Genomic DNA, 20,673 nt, shown 5'->3' with positions numbered 1-20,673 from the left:
ATTATATAATCAAAGTTTTGCATTCGTATCTACTTTTTCTCTGCGCTGCTGGGCGGCTATAATACAACGACACAACCTACGATAATCTTGTTCGTTCACCCTATCCTGATATATCCAACACCAACAAGCTGATGACCCGACGTTTGGCTGATTACGTTTTAAAAACGGTATCAATTGCACCCACAACAAACCAGCAAACATTTTAGACTGCTCTCCTATCCACCAATTAGCGTCATCACGTTGATCGAGGTAATTCCATTCCCCTAGGTAGCTGACCTGCACAACAAAGTCGCATTTTTCTCGGTTGAGCCAACGCCACAGGAAGTAGACAGATATAAGTAAGAGCAAAGTACTTTGTACTAACAGTTGATAAGTGAAAACATTTGGTTGCCATACAAACACGCTGGCAACCATTACCGCATAGGCAATACAGGCTATTTTAGTCTGTATTGCTGAAGGTTTTACTTCAATTCTATACTTTGACACGACTAAGAATATGTTCGATAAGGCGCTTGTAATCTGCATTATGACAAGCCTGATGCCCCATTAACCAAGCGTAAAGATCTGGATCATCACTGGTAAGCAAGCTCTCAAAAATAACTTTATCTGCTTCTGATAAATCATTAAAGCCGTCATCTACAAACGGCATAAAGATAACATCTAGCTCTAACATTCCGCGCCGACAAGCCCATTTCAAGCGCGCATATCTTTGTTTGGTAAACATGGATCGTCCTATTGTGAAAATTCATCTGCAGTTTACCATATTTTTAACACTTGAATCCTTCTCCGTAGTGCGATTGCTTTCTCACAACTTACCCTTGCTTATTAGTAATTAAGCCTCATATTATTTAGCAATTATGCTTTCCAACAGAGATAAGAACCTGTGATAAACACTATCGATACCGCGGCCAATATCCCAGCTGATTTCATTTGCCTATTAGACGACTTAAGCGTAGTAAACGTCAGTGGTGAAGAACGCATTAAGTACTTACAAGGCCAAGTCACTACTGATATGACACAATTGAGTGCTCATGAAGCCCTTCTAGGCTGCCACTGTGACTTTAAAGGTAAGACTTGGAATGTTTTTTACGCGTTAGCGCATGATGAGTCGGTACTTTTAGTGAGCCACAAAGAAAGTAGCGCCGTGTCTTTGCCTGAACTTAAAAAATACGGCGTATTTGCCAAAGTCGACTTTTCAGAGCAAACAGAACAATGGGCATGTTTTGGAGGGCAAGGCCCACAATTGGAATCGGCGATCAGTGAATTATTTGGTGATGTACCGTTTGAACATCGGCAAACCTTCAGCAATGCCAACGGCGTCGTCATGGCATTGACCTATCCCAATCCTCGATTTATGCTCATTCTTTCTAAAGACGGTCAGGCAAAACTTGCAGCACATTCAAGTTTCGTGTTTGCTAATAGCACCTTGTGGGAAGTACTTGATATTCAAGCAGGACTCGCGCAATTAAGTACCGTAACGAGCAACGAATTTGTACCGCAAATGATGAATCTGCAAGCGGTTGAAGGGATCAATTTTAGCAAAGGCTGCTATATGGGCCAAGAAGTAGTGGCACGCACCAAGTTTTTAGGTAAAAACAAACGTGCCGCATTTATACTTAAAGCGTCTCAAGCGGCAAATGTCATTGCTGGCGATATTCTCGAAGCCCCTGCGGGCGAAAACTGGCGCAGAGGCGGCACTGTGTTACGTGCAGCTTCTTTAGGAGAAGAGTGCTGGCTTTTGGCGGTTGTCGCAAATGACACGGAAGTAAATTCACAAATGCGCTTAAAAGCCCACCCTGATACGGTATTTACCGTGCAATCCTTACCATATTCATTAGAATAATAAACTAATACTAAATTTTTAATCGGCGGGTATTTCATGTGCTCGCCAACAATCGTTATGGATACTCTATGAATATTACCACCAACACAGTCGTTACTATGCATTTCACTGTGAATGCCCCAGATGGCACTCAAATCGACTCATCAAAAGAAGCCGAACCGATGGTGTTTTTGCAAGGCAGTCACTACCTAATTCAAGGGTTAGAAGACCATTTGGAAGGCAAACAGGTTGGTGAAAAGTTCGTTGTTGATATCGCGCCCGAACAAGCATATGGCGAACGTCACGATACTCTCGTACAGGAAGTACCGCGCTCTATGTTCGAAGGTATGGAAATTGAAGCAGGTATGACATTCAGAGCTACAACCGATGAGGGCGAACAATCAGTCATGATCCTTGACGTAGATGATGAAATCGTTGTGGTTGATGGCAACCACCCATTATCTGGCTTGACGCTGACCTTTGCCGTAGAAATATTAGAAGTACGCTCCGCGACAGAAGAAGAAATTGCCCATGGTCACCCTCATTCGGGTGATGGATGTGAACATACTCATTAACACACCTGATTCAATAAAAAACGAGGCCCGCTAGCCTCGTTTTTTATTATTAAATCATAGCACTACACAGCTAAACCGCGTCTTCATTTTCCTCTCCGGTACGGATTCGGATGACTCGCTCTACTTCATAAACGAATATTTTACCATCACCTATTTTACCTGTCTGAGCTGTTTTCATAATCGCTTCTATCGCTAACTCTACTTGGCTTTCAGGAAGTACAACTTCGAGCTTCATTTTTGGCAGAAAATCTACGTTATACTCAGCCCCACGGTATAATTCCGTGTGCCCTTTTTGACGTCCGAAGCCTTTTACTTCAGTAACCGTCATGCCACTCACACCCACTTCGGCAAGTGCTTCACGCACATCATCCATTTTAAACGGCTTTATAATCGCTTCGATTTTCTTCACTTTGTAATTCTCCAGATGGTGTGCTTAATCATAAATTGTTGGAATGGGTACACGCTTGTGTTGCGTCTTTTTATAAATTTCCAATAGGCGTTCAGTCACTTGCTGTGGCACGGGCCTCCCTTCAAGAAAATCGTCAATATTATCATAACTCATTCCCAGTGCTTGCTCGTCAGCTTTTTGCGGACTTAAGCTTTCTAAATCAGCAGTAGGTGGCTTATTAACGACATTGTCTGGTGCGCCTAAATAGCTAGCAATCTGTCGAACTTGGCGTTTATTCAGCCCAAATAGTGGGGCTAAATCGCATGCCCCATCACCGTACTTGGTATAAAATCCGGTAATATTTTCGGCTGAATGATCTGTGCCTAAAACCAGTCCGTCTAACATACCCGCAATCTCGTATTGAACAATCATTCGCGCTCTGGCCTTTACATTGCCTTTTACAAAATCACGCTTGTTATCATTCGAGGGTAATAACCCTGCTTGTTTTAGTGCTTCAGTAGTTTGTTCATCAATAGCATCAACTCCAGGCTGCACATTGACCGAGATCGACTGACTAGGCTGGATAAAATCAATGGAAAGCTGCGCATCAGCTTCATCAGCTTGTACCTTGTACGGCAATCGCACGGCGACAAATTGGTACTCTTTTTTTGACTGTGAATTCAGTTGATTCACTGCAATCTGAGCCATTCGCCCAAGCGTGCATGAGTCAATACCACCACTTATCCCAAGAACCAACGTTTGCAATCCTGAGGTAATCAATTGGTTTTTGATAAATTCTACACGTATTGTTACTTCACTCTCGACATCAATTTGCGGTTTCACGCGCATTTGATCAATAACCGCTTGTTTGTGCATCTCATTCTCACTTTATGGGTAAACCGATATTAATGGCGACAAACGTATAGCTCACTTTTAATTTGCCAATACAATTAACAAGCATTAGCAGTATTCGTTAAGGCTGAACATTTACTTCAATCCCACTACCGTCGGTAGTACGTGACGCTTCAAACGGTGACAAGGGGCTATGCCCAACCACACCGCTATTAGAACCACTCATCGATGCATGAATTCTGCTTCGACCTAACATTAATGTTTCAATTACGCCTCTTTGGTAACTAGCATAATAATCTTGCTCAACATTCTCAACAGTTTGTATCGCTTGTTGCAGGATATTTACGGTTTGAACGTCGCTCGAATGCCAATTTGCTACTAAAGTAACATTCACATCATAAAACGGGACTCGCGCTAACCAGTTTTCATCTCCATCAATAATAATTTCATTAAGATATTCAGTATCCTGACGGTATAAACGCTCCATATATAATGCACGCCCTACCATTTGAAATTGCCCGGTTGGAAGCTGTATATCTCTGCCGCCAAGCTGCGGCAAAACGCCATTACCTTGAATATATGCTTTTAATCTCTGCCTAATGAAATGGGTGTAGGCATTTTGATTATTTTCAAGGTGTAAATGGCGAATTTCGAATTCTGTGATAGACAATAACTCCCAATCTGCTGCCAGATGATAAAATCCATCAACTTGTTTGAAACGACAGACTTCTTGATATTCGTCTCCAGCCAAAGTCGCCTCTTGAAAACTGTTTTCACCAAGTCGTTTATAGTGATGGTGTGCAGCCCCATTCTCTAGACGGTAATAATTTTGTGTTGCCACCGAATCAGGGTTGTCATGGTGATTATTGCAACATTGGTCACATTGGAAATGCTGGGCGTTTGCAGCGGTTCCCCGCCCTTTAATGACATTTTGGCCTAACTTGGTGACTAACCCCTGAGATTCAATGACTGTCATGGCGGGCGTTTTCCCTAAACCAGGTTCCGCTAGTCGACAATTACAATTAACAATAAGTTGGTTTTCGATGTTGGTTTTTTCATATTCCGGTATGGTAATTTCAAAGCGAGTCTGTTCAATTTCAACCGTGATATTTTCGCCGACTGCGTCAATAATGGGTGCTCGTCCTTGTATCGCTTGCGTTGAACTCACATTATGCAGCACATCTATATCATCTATCGGTGGCTGATAAATTACGCGCAAAGGGGTGTCACTGCCTAAGTTCATATTTGCTGCCTGTGCGCTACGTGCGAAGGGTACTGGTGTCAATTGACTACTCAGAGTAACTTCAAGGGCTTCACCAAACTGATCTTGCCAGCTTACTGAAATGAGTAATGTTTTTTTAGGTGCAATGGCTGGCAAGGTTTCAGGTAAGTTAGCATTGCCCTCGGGCAACCAAGTGTCAGCTTCATCATCATTGTCTGTATCGACAAAATACATATTGGTCACACGCCAATGTAAATCGAAAGGAATCGTTTGCGTCTGTTCCCGCCATAGATTTACGCTAATTTCCCCAGCAGCAATGAGCCCTCCCGTATCAGAACTAATATCCTGATAACTAATTTGACCAGCACTCCTTTGCAGCACACTAAAACTATTTAAGTCATCTAATTTTTTCGTCGCTAATGTGAGTGCTTGTTGGCGTAGATTTAATGTGTGATCCAACTTTATATAGTGGGATTGCAATTGCACATAACCTGCAATCCCAAAGAGCATAATGGCCGTTGCAATAAGCACTTCTAGCAAGCTGAAACCTGACTGAATTTTCATCTAAAAATCTCGCCAACTACCGCTGATTTTCCCCAAACGCTGCATATCATCATCTTGCTGCAATCTAGCTAATAAATCAGTGTGATACCGAATAACGAGCTGGCTCATATCGTTATCAATGGATGAAAGTAACAGCAAGGTACCGCTTATGTGGGCACCAGTTGCCATTACAATACGCTTAGGCACAGCAGGAAGGTGGGTACTAATATATATCACCATACCAAAAACACGGCTTTCATTCGGCATCAATAAGGCAGCCTCAGCCAAAATTAAAATCACCGGAGTGTGCTCACTGCCAATGTGCTGACGAACATCCAGTTCGCAATCTCCGTGCACCCAAATAACGCGGCTATCGCCCAACGTCGCCTCTTCGCAATCGTTAACTATCTTTGATGCTTCACTTTTTAAAAACTGCCAATCTGGCATACGGATATGAAAATAGTGTTGCAGCACGTCGATAGGAAATTGTTCATGACGAGATAAAATATCACTGCTGATTTGCGTATGATCAGAGTACGCATCTAAGGCACATCGGTTTTCATCAAATATTTGCAACGTGCAGGTTGCACTGTTAATACTCAGGTCCGTAATACCTTCACCGCTCCAAATAGAAACAGGTACGCCCACGCCACCTCCATTAGGGTTTGCCCCTAATGTCAGTGTAAGAGCTTCGGGTACGGGCGCGGTGCTTATTAAAGGCGCCTTAGGAATAATATTTAATAACGGATAACGCAGTACTTGTTCACTTACGTTGTGGCGACTCAGCCCATCAGGAGATAGGCCAGTAGACTCAATAGTAGCCCAGCGTGTGTTCATATCGTTGCGTTGTACTTGGTTAAAATCAGCCCTCACGATTGCCCGGGTACTATTTTCCATTATGACGCTATGCTCTTCTCCTAACCAATTGGGATCAGTTTTCATACGGCTTATGCCATGAGCTAATCCACCTTGTGCAGCGGCGACTGACAGTACCTGATTCTGGCTATTGAGTAATATTTTATGTTCTAAAGATTTGACCCGGCCGGTATGCACAGTAACCAAACTAGCAATAACTAATAGCAGTGAAACGCTCACGAGCATGACTGCTCCTAGCTGCCTTTTGCGGCAAACATGTTTATTGGCCATGGTTGTTCACCATAAAACGTAATGTACTTTGGCGCGAAATATCCGGTTTATGCTTTAAATGCGCGACAAGACTCATCTCAACCTGAGTGAGCACGCGATCGCCGCTGACAAATTCATGCAAGGTGAAATGAAGACGCGTGACTTGTACCACATTAGGATCCGTTAAATCGTGCCAGCCACCTGCGTCACACTGAGCCCCATTTGTGCGCATTTCTATGGCATTACTGCGCAAACGATAGCCGTAATTCTCATTGCCATTTTGCGTGTCGAGTACACCATTGGCATTACGATCATACGCAAATAAAATACAACTCTGCGCATTTTCGTCTGGATATTGCCCCACATTCAATGAATTTAAGAAAGGCTGAGTTGCCGCCAAAGGATCTGTTATCTGTATAGACGCACTGCCATTAAACCCTGCCCTAGCAATATCCCGAGCTAAAAGCTGTGTAACCACAGTAAATTCTTCATTCAAGCGTGAAGACGTGAGTAAATTCGCGTTTACCCCTATCCCAAATCCAATAAAGGCAGAAAATGCGGATAACGCCGACACACCTAAAGACATTGCAATCATCAGCTCTATCAATGAACTGCCCTGAACACTTTTGAGTTGCTTCAACATTGTGAGTACTCCCGTATATCACCGGCCTGCACACACAAACGAACTCGGCCCATGTTACTGACTATCAGCTTGAGCTCGTCACCACCACTGCCAAACACAACAGAGCCAGAATTTCCCATGGCTATGCCTCTTGCACCATCAAATACAGCACTACTGTTTTGACCAAAGCGTAACTGAGAAAGGGCCACAACCGGGAAATCTATATATTGAACACGTGACTCAACACCAAATACGGTGCAGCTGTCTGCCAATTGGCAATCACATGGTTCAGATACATTTAAGCCCAAGCACCATGCTTGGGAGCTATTAATGCTCACAAACATCTCCTGCCCTGATGCAATAGCACTTGATCTGGCGTGTTGCATTAAAAAATAACTCGCCTGTGCTGCTTGCTTTGTTCGTAATTTTTGTTTGGAACCAAGAAGAGAAGGTACACCGATTGTCATCAATATCATGCTAATAGATATCACCACCATCAGCTCTAACAATGACATTCCTTGGTAAGTTTTCATGACGATCCGTGTGCATAAAATAAGGTACAGCGTGAAAGTTAACGCGCAAACAAAAGCGAAGAGCATTGTAATCAACTTATGCCAGTACTGCCGATTACATAGGGCTTTGACTGCATTTTACGTAGCGAAAAATAAAATTTGTGCTTATAAATATAGTCAAGTTTGAGAAATATATTACTCAACAATTAAAAAACTCAGTGAAGAGCAGCAAATTACAAGGAAACGTCATGCAACATTTACCCATTATTTATCGCATCAACGGATTCTCATTACTTGAACTGATGATGGTCGTTGCCATTGTCGGTATATTGGCAGTGGTGGCACTACCAAGTTACCAAAGTCATATTACCCAAAGTCGCCGATCTGACGCTCAAAACAGCTTATTAAAATGGCAATTGCAACAAGAGCGCTATCGCATTTCTCACAACCTATATGCGAATGCCATTGCATTGCCTCCTCCGGTAAGCGACTTGTATGAATTTAGCGTATCGAATATATCGGCCACGACCTTCACGCTGCAGGCCCAAGCTTTAGAACAACAATTGACGGATAGTGGTTGCACTGTATTGAGCATCGATCAATCTATGCTTCGACAACCGTTAAGTTGCTGGCCAAAGTAGCTCTACACAGAAATAGTACGCGACCAAAGTTGTAACGATAAATCGGCTTTTAATACCTTAACGTGTTGGTGCATACGTAATTCTAAACACATTAGCGATAAGCTAGTAAGATGAAAAATGTTTATCTATCCGAATTGAAAAAACCTTTTACCCAACAAGGTGTCACACTCATTGAATTAATGGTGAGTGTCAGTATTGTTATTGTCCTAGCTGCAAGTGTAGCACCTAGCTTACAAGCGACGATTTCGCAAAATGCGATTGCCGCCCAAATGAATCAAATTAGTGCGTTGGCACAATTTGCCCGGGGTCACGCCATCGACAATCAAGTCGAAACCATCATGTGCGCGAGCAGCGATTATCAGGTGTGTACAAATAACTGGAGCCAAGCAAAAATCGTTTTTGTTGATTCCAATGCTGATGGGCAACGCAACACTAATGAGCCATTATTGGCTTCCTTGGGGATAGAAAAAAGCAGCCATTCAGTGCAAGGGCCGCAATTTTCGCTGCGTTTTTTAGCCAATGGTGGCGCGAGTAATAATGCAGACATTCTGTTTTGCGGCAGTGAAGCGTCTGCCCATCGTGCACTAATGGTTAGTTTACAGGGGCGGGTAAAAACCAGTCAAGACAGCGACAACAACAGGATATATGAAGACCGAAATGGCAACGCATTAAGCTGTTCATGATAGGAAAGCTGATAATCAGTCAGTTATATTTTTGTCGGTTAACATCGCCAACAAAATTCCGCGGTCGTTAAGCTGCCATCCGCATTTTGATCCCACGCTTTACGCCCATCACTGTAATAATATAACGCGCCATGACTTGTCACTAATGGCTGCGCTTTAATACGATAAGCTGAACCACTGCCTGTTAACGTATCAATCGTCAGGTTATATGCTTTAGAGGCTGTGGGCTCACTGGCCGGGGAATGTGATGAGAATATAACGGGTACTCCCGTATCACTGCCGCCTTGTGCTGCACCTGCATAGCTAAAATTAGCTAATTTATGACGCTCCAATTGCCCTGCAAATCCCATCAAGTCAGCTTGAGCGACGCTGCGTTTACTGTCGACAACATAACTCTGATAACTTGGGTACGCTACGGTGCTGACGATACCCACAATGGCAACGGCTATCATCAACTCCATTAAGGAGAAACCACTGCAAGCCATTGACTGTGCTTGATATTCCGTATGTGTTTTATTCATTTTCTTGTCTTTCAATTTCAATTTCAGTTTTCCAACTACTTTTTTGGATCCGCTCAAAGCGACCATAGATATTTTGCGCTAAACAACCAAATGCTGATGTGCATGCTATTTCATCCCCTTGCTCATCCATTTCAATGACCGCTGAAGCGCATTCAGTACCTAAACACACAACAGGCTGCAGAATATCTTCAATTAAAATCTTGGTGTCTGGAGCGATACCCGTTTGCTTCAAATTAGCGTATCTATCTTGATGGGTGGTTTGATCATCATTATTTAAATCAACTACCGCGTTACCGTTAATCAACTCGACTAAATAAGCTCGGCTATTGCCACTTGGCGGAGCGCAAAGGCTGTCGTTAGCGGTTGCGGGCAGGTAAGTGGTAAAAAATACCTGATAATTTAATATTAACGGCGAAGCCAATACTTTTTCACCGCCACTTGCCAGATCCACCAGCCAACCAGCTCGATTAGCAAATAGCTCTGCCTGTGCAGATTGCACAGATTCATCCGAAGACGTTAACAGGTGCGCCGTGGCATCGTACAAATTGTCTCGGGTGAATGCACTTTCAGGTAAGCCATACTTTCCCTGCTCATCGAGAGCAAAAACACCAAAATCTTTTAACATAAAGAAGCTATCTTGGATTTCAGAATTTAACGGGTGCGCTCTATATCCAGAGCCAATCGCCACCGCATAAAAATTTTGATCAACACTGCTTATTTGAGCAACGTCTGGTGCGTAATAAAAACGTCTGTTGTCTTCCGCGAGATCACCGCCTAGATCCGCCAGCAAACCACCACTGACCAGATCGCTTCGCCCAGTTCCATTGTGTATATCGAGTCGAAACAGTTGCCCGCCTAGATCCGCCACGTACATATGATCTGCTAGACCATCATTATCTCTGTCAATGACCGAAATACGAGCCGGAATGCTATATTGCATATCATTTAGCAGTAAATCGGCCCCACTGTTGCTCGCTGACCAAATCAATTCACCGCTATCAGCATCTACTATAAAAACCGCATTACCTAATGTATCAGCACTGCGCGCCAGCTTATTATCTTGCTCGACGTCGTAGCCACCACCAAAAATAAGTACATTACGTATCGTTTCACCTACTTTAACTTTCGTTACCGTAGGCCGCGACCAAGACTGCCCCAGTTTTTCGAAGCCACTGCTTCCGCCGATGATTTGATGGACTAAAAGGGGATTGGTTTTGCTGGTAATATCAAAGGTGTAATAATTTCTGCCGCCTCGACGCATACCCACATAGAGATAGATTTTGTTATCGAAATGGCGTAAAACCAGATCCCCGTCCAAGCCATAAATATGATTTGAAGTGGTATTTTCTCGATAAAACTCATATAAATTGGTGAGTAATTCTTGGGGGATAACCGCAAAATTCTCACTACCACTTTGCGCATCAAAGGAGTGTAAAAAACCTTGGTTCGTGGCCACAAAAATGGCACTGTCATTCGCTGAGTAATTAACAATAACAGGTTGTGAATGAATAGGATCGCCCATTTGTAAACGTATATCTGAGGTGTCACCATCACCATCATCATCTTTTAAATCTACGCCCCTCACCCACTTAAGAAGATTACTGCGCACTGTACTAGCATCGTCCAGCATATCAATGGCTAATGCTTGCCCAGTTATATTTGTATTACTTTCGTGCAACCGGTTATCGCTATTAGACAGTGCACCAGGCACAGCAAAAGTAAACAGACTTCGCGCAAGGCTCATCTTACTCGCCGCACCACCTTGACGCACATCATTGCCATCGGTTAATACAGACCAATAACTGTGCGCCTGCTCGGAAAAGAAGCCATTTCCATCATCCACCGCAGGCAAACCATTTTTATCAAGAATGGTATCGCCATCTATCTTGTATTTTTTTAAGTTGCCAGGCCAATTGCTTCCTTCAGAGGGTTTGAACAAGGCGAAATACAATTCATCTTTGTGCGTTAAACGATTTAATTGATTCACTGCCACACCCGGGGAAACAAAGGTTGCATTCACGTCTTTGACCGTTTTTAAAATCGATTGAAACGCACCGAGTAACTCTTGGCTATTATCGGCTTGATAAAAGCCACCACCACCCTGCAGAGCGATTTGATTCAAAAAGCTATTCGCCTGGGTATTAGCGGCAAAGCCAATTGTATGAGTGATGATGCGGCTATCGATAACGGACTCTTCTGAGTCGGCGACATTTCGTACCAAACTCAAACCACATTTCTCACCGCCGCTACCGGTGCAGCTAGCACTGAGTAAATTTTCTATCTCGTCAACACTGTGATTATTATTAGCCTCACCATCGGACAGTAAAACAATATGGTTATTCACCTGGCATTGACGATCCGTCACTGGGGAAATATAACGTGCGCCCTGGGGAATTTGTTGGGTAATACAATTAGATGAACTTAAATTGTCTTCTTCACACCCTGAAGGCAGTGTCGCATCTTGCCCGACATACGAAAGTCTATGGCTGACTCGAGTATTTCGCCTAACGGTATTCGATACGGAATTATTACCGCGGTTTAACCCATAATCCACATCTAAACCACCGTAATACAGTACACCTTCGTATAACGTATCAACAATAGGTGTATAACCACTTGCGCTTAACTCATCAACTTTACTGACCAGGTGCTCACGTACGGTAGAGGTTTGTCCTGGGGTAGCGTTTCCCTGAAATTCAATCACTAACTTTGCAGCACCTGATGGGCGCTCTGAGTAAGTGTAAGCGCCACGTGCATTATTAAAATCGGACAAAATAAACATCATGTCATTACCTGACTGCCAATCGCCACGATTAACCAACTGATTGACGATACCTGCCACCGACGGACTTTGATAATCGCGATTTCGATACCAGCGGCCAATGCCACTCCAAGTCACGGACGCCGTTTTCGCTTTATTTCTCAGTAAGTAACGTGAGTAATTTTGAAAACTACTTGGGTCTGCCTCATTTGCCGCCTGTATCGTCATAGAGGTACTATTGTTCTGACTATTTTGATAAGCAGTGAATTCTAGATAGGCATTACTGACGATTGCCCCTTGAGGCAAAGCAATGTTGCGAAAGCGCAAACCAACATAATCATTACTGTTAGGGTTAAACGTTAATTCGCTACCCGTTGACGGATAGCCGTTTGAGCGCTCTTCAGCGTTATTCGACTGACTATCAATTTGATAGGTTAAATCACCTGTGATACAGCCAGTTGCCGTCGTATCGTCATAAACCACCACCAATTGTGGTGATAACCCCCCGCCTTGCTCGAAGCTGTCGGCCACACGATTGCTTTGGGCACTAAGGCCGTCTGTGATCAAAATAATACTGAGGTCATTTCCCCCGCACCAATCACTTTGATCAACCACTTCTTGGATCACCGAACTAAAGTCAACAGAAGCAACGGTATCGCCGACAGAAGGCCAATTATTGTTCTGTTCCCATACCACTTGATTCGAGGTGAGTTCGCGATTGCTAATATTCTGCAATGTGCTGTCAAAAGGCGTTGAATTAGCACTTAGCTCTGCCGCTATATCAATGCGCGTGGCTGACGCATCATAGCCGCGAGAACTGAAACGTAAATAAGCGCTTGTCACTGTCGCACCTTGGGGAATGTTCAGTGTTTGATAACGCAGCCCTGCATAGATGCGCTCAGTCCCTGCGGAAAGGGTCAAGCTACTATTAGTCAGACTCACTGAGCCAGCACGCTCTGTGGCATCATCAATACCTTGAACAATCGGCGTAATGAGTTCCGGTGATACAGTGTCATCAATAGGACGTACAGGATAGAGTATTGGTCCACCGTAATCCGAAAAACGCATCAATCCAGCATTAACATTCGTGACCGAGCGTAATGTTTCTTTTAACGCATTCTGCACTCTGAGCATTCGCGATTCATTGGTATCGTCGTTTGCGGTCATGCTTCCAGATGTATCCATAATAAAGAGCACATTAGGATCGTATTTAACTTGCTCGGTACTGGCCCCGAAGTATATTTCCAGATCGTCTGCCAATACGTGCGCCGATGAGATCAGGCAAATCAGCAAAAATAACACTCTAGACTGCAACATAATCCCTCCGGTTATTGTGACGCTGGCGCAAGCACGGCAGCAGTTAAACTATTGGCGACAATTGAGCTACTGCCTTGCATTTGACCGCAACCTTTAATGATAAAAACATGACAAGTAATGTGGCTGCCGCTGATAACGTTGCTTGAGCCTAGACACGCCTGTTCCCGAATGTATGCTGTGCGTGACCAGCTATCAATGGCGGGACTGGTATCATAATGCCCTTCCCCTTGATGCTGTGCACCGGATGTAAGGCCAGCACTCGTTACACGTCTATTGGTCCAGCTTTCATCTTCTTGGCAACGTAGCGTTTGATTCTGTATATCCAAAGCGGGAGCCTGCCGCGCTTGAGTAAGAGGATCAACCATGACTAAGTCGCTTATCACAATATTATCTTCTGACTCAAATACCACCCCGGCAATAGCGGCTTCGGCAGCATCGAATGCGAGAGTCTGAGTTTGCAATGACACTGCCATCTTATTTTGCAATAAGCCACTTGAGACTGAGGCAATTCCCAGCACGGTCAAGCTCACCAGTACTAATAAGGCAAACACCATAACCAGACCACGCTGCTTTACCCCAAAGCGATTAACGTTGCTTTGTAGGGTGCTCATAGTTTTCTATTACGCATGGTGTTTTTCACATTTCGTAAGGTAACCATGGTTTCAAAAGGTTTAAATAAGCCTGTCCCGTTTGGCGTAATCGGCGTTTCATTCAAAAGCTTATATGCCTTACTGGTATTCAACTTTATTTCGCCATCACCGCGTAAAAGCAAAGAAAATTTGATGGCCACAACTTGGCTTCCGTTTGCTAACAATGCTGCCAACTCATCAGCTCTAACATAACGAATTGGTCGTCCTGAATTATCCCCTGATAACGTGTTGTGCGTGATACCGTACAACGCTTGAAAGCTATAAACATCATCCAGAATAATCTCTGCACTATTGTCGACCGAATTATTGCTGGCTATTTTGCCTCTTAATACTCGCCCATCGAAACCTCGACAGCGCAGTGTATTACTTTGCACAAAGTAATGATTTATCACGTAGAATTCTTCCCCTTGATCGTATCCCAAGCGGTTGCCTCTGCAGTCGGTACTTCCTTGTAAACCGATAACTAGCACATCGTTGGCCCCAGTCGCGCCTTGTATTGTCCCAAGTTGGGGCATGGATGCAAAATCTCCCGGTAAAATAATGGGATGGTTTAGCACAAAACTCGCCTCCTCAATCACATCAACAACTTTATTCAAGCTAGGCTCAAGCAAATCGTAACGCCCAGCCATGAGCATTTCTTGGCGCAAGCGACTGATAATAAATCGGCCATTTTCTTGCACCGACGTCACAGCCTGATTAACACCTTGGGTCACTCGTGAGCTCACCATAACTTGAATAATGGCACCCGATATGACTAACCCCAATGCAAGGGCAATCATCAACTCAATCAAGCTAAAACCAGACGCTGAGTATAGGTGTTTAGGATTACGGTCATTCTTGGTCACAGGGTAAGATCCAGTGTTACGCAATCGTGTGGACTGTCTTTATTGGTATTACATTCTGGGTTGAGAATACGTTGCTGGTTCTGCCAATTTTCAACAGGCCAAGTGACCATAATTTGCTGTCGAGCACCAGCACTGCAGCGGTCGGTATCGAGCACATTATTATCTGCGCAGGTCAATGAAATTAACAGACTGGGAGCGGCTGAGGTAACGGCGCATGACACTTCATAGGTATCAAACTGCGCAAATTGGGCGGCATTGCATTGATTCTGCTGACAATTTGGAACGCTCGCTGGTATCGCCAAGCAAAAACATTCGTAAGGCAATGCTGAAGAATCACAAGACAAGTCAGCAAAGTTGTAGACATCATCAGCATAATATTGATTATCGACCACCAAGCCCGCACCTGTAACAGATGGTGCAGCGGCCGCGCGTAGACGTTCGCTAAATTGCTGAGCCACTAAGACTGCCTGACTACGATGCAAAGCATCTGCATTGGAGAACGCACTTACAAATTGCAATGAGGCCACGCCAAGTAGCCCCACGGTTAAGATAAACAGCGTCACTAATATTTCAACCATACCCACCCCTTTCATAGCGATCAATGAAAGGGCGTTTGATAACGGGTTAAAACTAGCGCTTTTGCTGCTGATAACGGCTAACCACATGCATAATAATGATAGGGAAGCTTAGCGCACTAATAGGTAAGATTAGTTATCGACTTTAGGCTATAGGTATAAATGCGGTTATTTGACTGGCTGGCGGCGTGCTACTGAACATACATAAATCGGCTATTATCAAGGCCCTAAAACGACCTTAATAACAACATTGACAGGTTTAATGTATAGAATTGACTAACTAACTTGTTTTACTCGTAATTCTTTAGGTACTGCAAATTCAATATTTTCTAAGCGCCCTGCTCGTTCATGTGCATGAGTTGCGCCCCACTGCTTCAAGCGCTCTACCACACCTTGAACCAATACCTCAGGGGCAGAAGCACCGGCGGTGACACCTATATTGGTCGCACCAGCCAACCATTCTTTTTGAATACAATCAGCATCTGCAATGAGGTGGGCTTTAGCACCAATTTTCTGAGCCAATTCTCGCAAACGATTAGAATTAGAGCTATTTTGTGCACCGACCACTAGCAGTACATCACAATCTGCAGCGAGCTCACGAACCGAATCTTGACGATTTTGCGTGGCATAACAAATATCGTCTTTACGAGGGCCTTCAATCGCTGGAAATTTAGCGCGCAAAGCATCAATTACATCGGCAGTATCGTCTACCGACAAAGTGGTTTGGCTACAGTAATACAATGCCGCTGGGTTTTTCACTACCAAGCTTGCCACGTCATCCACCGACTCAACGAGATAGATGCCACCATCGGCGCTATCATATTGTCCCATGGTCCCTTCGACTTCAGGGTGTCCCTGATGGCCAATCAACACACATTCCGTTCCTTTTGAACTGGCGCGCATGACTTCCATATGTACTTTTGTAACCAAAGGGCACGTGGCATCAAAAACCTTTAACCCACGAGCGCTGGCTTCGCTTCTCACCGCTTGGGATACACCATGGGCAGAAAAAATCACGATACTATCATCAGGCACTTCGTTCAATTCGTCGACAAACACCGCGCCTCTCTCTTTAAGACCATCGACCACAAATTTATTGTGCACCACTTCGTGGCGTACATAGATTGGCGGTGAAAAAATTTCCAGAGCTCGTTCGACAATTGTAATAGCTCGGTCAACACCGGCACAAAAGCCTCGTGGGTTCGCCAAATGAATTTGCATTATGTTTCCTAGTTTTTCCTGAAGCCGAGGTCATTGTATTTGACAATTAAACGACTGAAATAATTTCCACATCAAAAGTAATAGTTTGTCCAGCCAATGGATGATTAAAATCAACCGTTACCGAAGCCCCTGCCACCGAGCGCACGATACCGGGCAATTCACTGCCGTCCGGTTGAGAAAAAGTCATGATCATGCCCTCTTCTGCTGGCGTATCACCGTCGAACTTGCTGCGATCCAAATGATAAATATTATCCGGATTGGGGGAGCCAAACGCATCCTTAGGCTCAAGGGTAAATGATTTTTTATCCCCAACCACTAAGCCCAACAAACAGCTTTCAAATCCGGGGGTTAAATTACCGTCACCAATAACCAGTTTAGCCGGTTTATTGTTCACCCGCGTGCTATCAGCCGCTGAACCATCAGACAACTTCAAATCAAAGTGTAATACCACTTCACTGTTGTCTGTTATGACTACAGTTGAATCACTCATTCTCGTTATCCTTATTTTTGAACATATCTATCACTAACAACATGGCACCTAAACATATCGCACTATCAGCAACGTTAAACGCAGGCCAATACCAATCTTGATAATAAAGCACCAAGAAGTCGATAACAAAACCATGCAACAAGCGATCAAAAACGTTACCCAGGGCACCGCCTATAATTAGGCAAAATGCTACCGGCAACATCACTTGTTGACGAGTCGTTTCTTTTAGCCACCACGTAACTAAGCCACATACTGCAATCGCAATACCAGTAAATAACCAGCGTTGCCAGCCACCAGCATCACTTAAAAAGCTGAATGCGGCGCCGTAGTTATATACGTGAGTCAGATTAAAAAATGACGTGTATTGAATGGCTTGGTAAGGTTCTAAATTTGCCACAATCCAATGTTTGGTTACCTGATCAATGACAAACACCACCACAGATAACCACAAAAAACGCAGGCCACTTTGTTTAAATAAATTAAGCATAAGCGCGAGTTTCACCTTCACCATCAACGTTCGTCACGCAGCGCTGACATAACTCAGGATGCGTGTCGTCACTGCCAACATCTTCACGATGATGCCAGCAGCGGGCACATTTTTCGCCTTCTGATGCGCTAATATGCAACCACAAACCCGCAACGTCAGTCTCAGTTGCCTCAGCAGGTTTGCTGCTAACTAACTGTACAGAAGCAGAAGAGGTAATAAATACAAATCGCGCTTCGTCTTTTAATTTAGCTAACAGGTTCGCAAGTTCTGCCGTTGCATAAATTTTGACTTCCGCTTCAAGTGAACCACCTATGGTGCCTTCTTTACGCGCAAGCTCAATCGTGCGGTTAACTTCGTCTTTAACGGCTAAAATTTGCTGCCAAAATGCATCATTAAACTCGGTATTATCAGCTTGTGTACTCAAGCCTGTGTACCATGATCCAGTGAAAACAAATTCATCTTCTTGCCATGGCATTTCTTGCCAAATTTCTTGAGCGGTAAAGCTAGTAATAGGTGCCATCCACCGTACTAACGCTTCAACGATATGGTACAACGCAGATTGGCAAGAACGACGTGCATGGCTATCGCCCTTGGCGGTATACTGACGGTCCTTGATAATATCAAGGTAGAAACTGCCCATTTCGATTGAACAAAATTGCATAAGTTTCTGCGTCACAACTAACATGTCGTAATCTTCATAAGCTTTAATGATTTCGGTCTGAATTGCTTGAGCACGACTAACAGCCCACTTGTCCAGTTCGACCATTTCCGCAAACGGCACTAAATCAGTTTTCGGATTAAAACCTGTTAAGTTTGCGAGTAAAAAGCGTGACGTATTTCGGATCCGGCGATATGCATCCGCTGAGCGCTTAAGGATCTCGTCAGACACCGCTATTTCACTACGATAATCCGTTGATGCTACCCATAAACGTAAAATATCTGCACCAAGCTTGTTGGTTACCTGTTGAGGTGCCACAGTATTACCCAGTGACTTAGACATTTTTTTGCCATTGCCATCAACGGTAAAACCGTGAGTAAGCACTTGCTTATAAGGGGCGTGACCTTTGGTTGCAACCGAAGTCATCAGTGAGGACATGAACCAGCCGCGATGCTGATCGGAGCCCTCTAAATACAGATCTGCAGACGCAGGAATATCATCTCGTTTATCAACCACGAAATAATGACTCACACCTGAGTCGAACCATACATCTAAGGTATCAAGTACTTTAACGAAGGTGTCAGCATCATCACCCAACAATTCTTGGGTATCGATATCCCACCACGCTTGAATGCCTTTAGCTTCAACCAGCTCAGCAACCTGTTCAATAAGCGCGTCGGTATTAGGATGTAACTCACCTGTGTCTTTATGCACAAACAAGGCAATCGGAACGCCCCACGTACGCTGGCGTGAAATACACCAATCAGGACGACCAGCGACCATGCTTTCAATGCGACTTTCGCCCCACTCTGGGATCCACTGTGTTTTATGAATTTCTTCTATCGAAGCTTTACGCAGTCCATTTTTATCCATACTGATAAACCACTGGGGGGTAGCACGGAAAATCAATGGCGTTTTATGGCGCCAGCAATGTGGATAACTGTGACTGTATTTGTAGAAATGCACTAAAGCGCCGCGCTCTTTAAGCACTTCAACTACATGATCGTTAGCCTTGAATACGTGCTCACCAGCAAATATTTCAGTGCTATCTAAATACACACCGTTTGCACCAACTGGGTTAGCAACTTCAAGATTATATTGACGGCCTACATTAAAATCTTCAACCCCGTGACCCGGTGCGGTATGCACACAGCCGGTACCAGAATCTGTGGTAACATGATCACCTAAAATAAGCGGTACGCTGAAGTCATAGAATGGATGCTGCACTTGCATATTTTCAAGTGATTGACCTAATGCAACGCCTAGTACTTTGCTTTCTTCAAAGCCGAAACGCTTAAGACACTCCTCGCGCAAGTCCGAAGCAATCACTAAGCGCTCAGGACCTTTATCAGACTGCACTTGTATCAAGCTATATTCCAACTCAGGGTTAAGAGAAATAGCTCGGTTAGCAGGTAACGTCCAAGGTGTTGTGGTCCAAATAACGACTGAAATAGTGCCTTCGCCTACATCAGCGCCGGTGGTGTCAAATTTAGCGCTAAAGCTGCTTTCATCTGCAACATTGAAACGTACGTCAATAGATGGCGATACTTTGTCTTGATATTCCACCTCAGCTTCAGCCAATGCTGAGCCACAGTCTGTACACCAATGAACCGGCTTGAAACCTTTTTCGAGATGACCTGAACGCACGACGTTACCTAACTCACGGATAATGTTCGCTTCGGAGCTATAGTCCATCGTTTTATATGGCTTATCCCACTCGCCCAAAATACCGAGGCGGATGAAATCTGTCTTTTGACCCGCAATTTGCTTTTCAGCATAGTCTCGGCATTTTTGTCTGAACTCCGCGGCAGTAACTTTCTTGCCCGGTTTGCCAACTTTCTTTTCTACCATTAACTCGATAGGCAGGCCGTGGCAATCCCAACCAGGAACATAAGGCGCATCAAAGTCAGATAGAGTTTTTGACTTAACAATCACATCTTTAAGAATTTTATTCACTGCGTGGCCAATGTGAATATCACCATTGGCGTAGGGAGGGCCATCATGCAAGATAAAAGGTGTTTTACCTTTTTTAGCAGCGCGGATCTTGTGATACAAAGCTTTATTAGTCCAGTCTTGCAGCATTTTAGGCTCGCGCTGAGCTAGGTTTCCACGCATAGGAAACTCAGTTTCAGGCAAATTCAAAGTATGTTTATAGTCACTCAT

Annotated in this window: 21 protein-coding genes; 4 read left to right on the top strand and 17 right to left on the bottom strand. The window is 44.1% G+C overall.

Annotated elements, in window-relative coordinates:
* Window positions 1-9 precede the first annotated feature (9 nt).
* Window positions 10-525: a protein YgfX gene (locus tag GPLA_RS24040; RefSeq protein WP_226993105.1), complete on the bottom strand. Its 516-nt coding sequence runs from the start codon at window positions 523-525 to the stop codon at window positions 10-12.
* Window positions 473-724, bottom strand: coding sequence for an FAD assembly factor SdhE (locus GPLA_RS12645; protein ID WP_040514682.1), 252 nt, complete (start codon window positions 722-724; stop codon window positions 473-475). The genes GPLA_RS24040 and GPLA_RS12645 overlap by 53 nt, the downstream gene beginning before the upstream one ends.
* Before the next feature lie 159 nt (window positions 725-883).
* Between GPLA_RS12645 and ygfZ the strand changes: the two genes are divergently transcribed.
* Both ygfZ and GPLA_RS12635 read left to right on the top strand, forming a co-directional pair.
* Window positions 884-1,843, top strand: coding sequence for a tRNA-modifying protein YgfZ (gene ygfZ, locus GPLA_RS12640; protein ID WP_007105316.1), 960 nt, complete (start codon window positions 884-886; stop codon window positions 1,841-1,843).
* A 68-nt stretch (window positions 1,844-1,911) separates the two neighbouring features.
* On the top strand, window positions 1,912-2,397 hold the full coding sequence (locus GPLA_RS12635) for an FKBP-type peptidyl-prolyl cis-trans isomerase (RefSeq protein ID WP_007105315.1): 486 nt from the start codon (window positions 1,912-1,914) through the stop codon (window positions 2,395-2,397).
* 70 nt (window positions 2,398-2,467) lie between these two features.
* Here GPLA_RS12635 and GPLA_RS12630 read toward each other — a convergent pair whose 3' ends face one another.
* From GPLA_RS12630 to GPLA_RS12605, 6 genes are all read right to left on the bottom strand, one after another.
* Window positions 2,468-2,806: a P-II family nitrogen regulator gene (locus GPLA_RS12630; protein WP_007105314.1), complete on the bottom strand. Its 339-nt coding sequence runs from the start codon at window positions 2,804-2,806 to the stop codon at window positions 2,468-2,470.
* 24 nt (window positions 2,807-2,830) lie between these two features.
* Window positions 2,831-3,661 carry an ammonia-dependent NAD(+) synthetase gene (gene nadE, locus GPLA_RS12625; protein ID WP_007105313.1) on the bottom strand — a complete coding sequence of 277 codons (831 nt, stop codon included), beginning with the start codon at window positions 3,659-3,661 and terminating at the stop codon, window positions 2,831-2,833.
* A 97-nt stretch (window positions 3,662-3,758) separates the two neighbouring features.
* Window positions 3,759-5,423: a prepilin-type N-terminal cleavage/methylation domain-containing protein gene (locus GPLA_RS12620; RefSeq protein ID WP_007105312.1), complete on the bottom strand. Its 1,665-nt coding sequence runs from the start codon at window positions 5,421-5,423 to the stop codon at window positions 3,759-3,761.
* A complete protein-coding gene (locus GPLA_RS12615) occupies window positions 5,424-6,503 on the bottom strand; it encodes a hypothetical protein (protein ID WP_007105311.1) in 1,080 nt (359 codons plus the stop codon).
* Between the two features lie 34 nt (window positions 6,504-6,537).
* Entirely contained in the window at window positions 6,538-7,170 is a 633-nt protein-coding gene (locus GPLA_RS12610) for a hypothetical protein (protein ID WP_007105310.1), read from the bottom strand.
* Entirely contained in the window at window positions 7,164-7,682 is a 519-nt protein-coding gene (locus GPLA_RS12605) for a GspH/FimT family pseudopilin (protein ID WP_007105309.1), read from the bottom strand. Before GPLA_RS12605 ends, GPLA_RS12610 begins: the two co-directional genes overlap by 7 nt.
* Window positions 7,683-7,909: 227 nt before the next feature.
* On the opposite strand from GPLA_RS12605, the gene GPLA_RS12600 reads away from it, so the two are divergent.
* Together GPLA_RS12600 and GPLA_RS12595 are read left to right on the top strand one after the other, a co-directional pair.
* The gene (locus GPLA_RS12600; RefSeq protein ID WP_007105307.1) at window positions 7,910-8,302 is read left to right on the top strand and encodes a type IV pilin protein; all 393 of its coding nucleotides are present in this window, start codon (window positions 7,910-7,912) and stop codon (window positions 8,300-8,302) included.
* A 110-nt stretch (window positions 8,303-8,412) separates the two neighbouring features.
* Entirely contained in the window at window positions 8,413-8,985 is a 573-nt protein-coding gene (locus tag GPLA_RS12595; RefSeq protein WP_007105306.1) for a GspH/FimT family pseudopilin, read from the top strand.
* Between the two features lie 38 nt (window positions 8,986-9,023).
* Here the strand turns inward: GPLA_RS12595 and GPLA_RS12590 are convergent, their stop codons facing one another.
* From GPLA_RS12590 to ileS, 9 genes are all read right to left on the bottom strand, one after another.
* Entirely contained in the window at window positions 9,024-9,470 is a 447-nt protein-coding gene (locus tag GPLA_RS12590) for a type IV pilin protein (RefSeq protein WP_040514696.1), read from the bottom strand.
* A gap of 28 nt (window positions 9,471-9,498) precedes the next feature.
* Entirely contained in the window at window positions 9,499-13,584 is a 4,086-nt protein-coding gene (locus GPLA_RS12585; RefSeq protein ID WP_040514680.1) for a PilC/PilY family type IV pilus protein, read from the bottom strand.
* Between the two features lie 11 nt (window positions 13,585-13,595).
* A complete protein-coding gene (locus GPLA_RS12580; RefSeq protein ID WP_007105303.1) occupies window positions 13,596-14,195 on the bottom strand; it encodes a PilX N-terminal domain-containing pilus assembly protein in 600 nt (199 codons plus the stop codon).
* Complete coding sequence (locus tag GPLA_RS12575) at window positions 14,192-15,079, bottom strand: PilW family protein (RefSeq protein WP_007105302.1); 888 nt, start codon at window positions 15,077-15,079, stop codon at window positions 14,192-14,194. Before GPLA_RS12575 ends, GPLA_RS12580 begins: the two co-directional genes overlap by 4 nt.
* Window positions 15,076-15,657: a PilV family protein gene (locus tag GPLA_RS12570; RefSeq protein ID WP_040514692.1), complete on the bottom strand. Its 582-nt coding sequence runs from the start codon at window positions 15,655-15,657 to the stop codon at window positions 15,076-15,078. Before GPLA_RS12570 ends, GPLA_RS12575 begins: the two co-directional genes overlap by 4 nt.
* Before the next feature lie 273 nt (window positions 15,658-15,930).
* The gene (gene ispH, locus GPLA_RS12565) at window positions 15,931-16,875 is read right to left on the bottom strand and encodes a 4-hydroxy-3-methylbut-2-enyl diphosphate reductase (RefSeq protein WP_007105300.1); all 945 of its coding nucleotides are present in this window, start codon (window positions 16,873-16,875) and stop codon (window positions 15,931-15,933) included.
* Between the two features lie 46 nt (window positions 16,876-16,921).
* Window positions 16,922-17,365 carry an FKBP-type peptidyl-prolyl cis-trans isomerase gene (gene fkpB, locus GPLA_RS12560; protein ID WP_007105299.1) on the bottom strand — a complete coding sequence of 148 codons (444 nt, stop codon included), beginning with the start codon at window positions 17,363-17,365 and terminating at the stop codon, window positions 16,922-16,924.
* Window positions 17,358-17,852 (bottom strand): signal peptidase II, encoded by a 495-nt coding sequence (lspA, locus tag GPLA_RS12555; protein ID WP_007105298.1) that lies wholly within the window; start codon window positions 17,850-17,852, stop codon window positions 17,358-17,360. The genes fkpB and lspA overlap by 8 nt, the downstream gene beginning before the upstream one ends.
* Window positions 17,845-20,673 (bottom strand): isoleucine--tRNA ligase, encoded by a 2,829-nt coding sequence (gene ileS, locus GPLA_RS12550; RefSeq protein ID WP_007105297.1) that lies wholly within the window; start codon window positions 20,671-20,673, stop codon window positions 17,845-17,847. Before ileS ends, lspA begins: the two co-directional genes overlap by 8 nt.

Origin of the sequence: Paraglaciecola polaris LMG 21857 (genome assembly GCF_000315055.1) — a bacterium.
Taxonomy (GTDB): Bacteria; Pseudomonadota; Gammaproteobacteria; order Enterobacterales; family Alteromonadaceae; genus Paraglaciecola; species Paraglaciecola polaris.
Note: the sequence above shows the minus strand (reverse complement) of the source record. Positions and strands in the feature narration are given on the sequence as shown.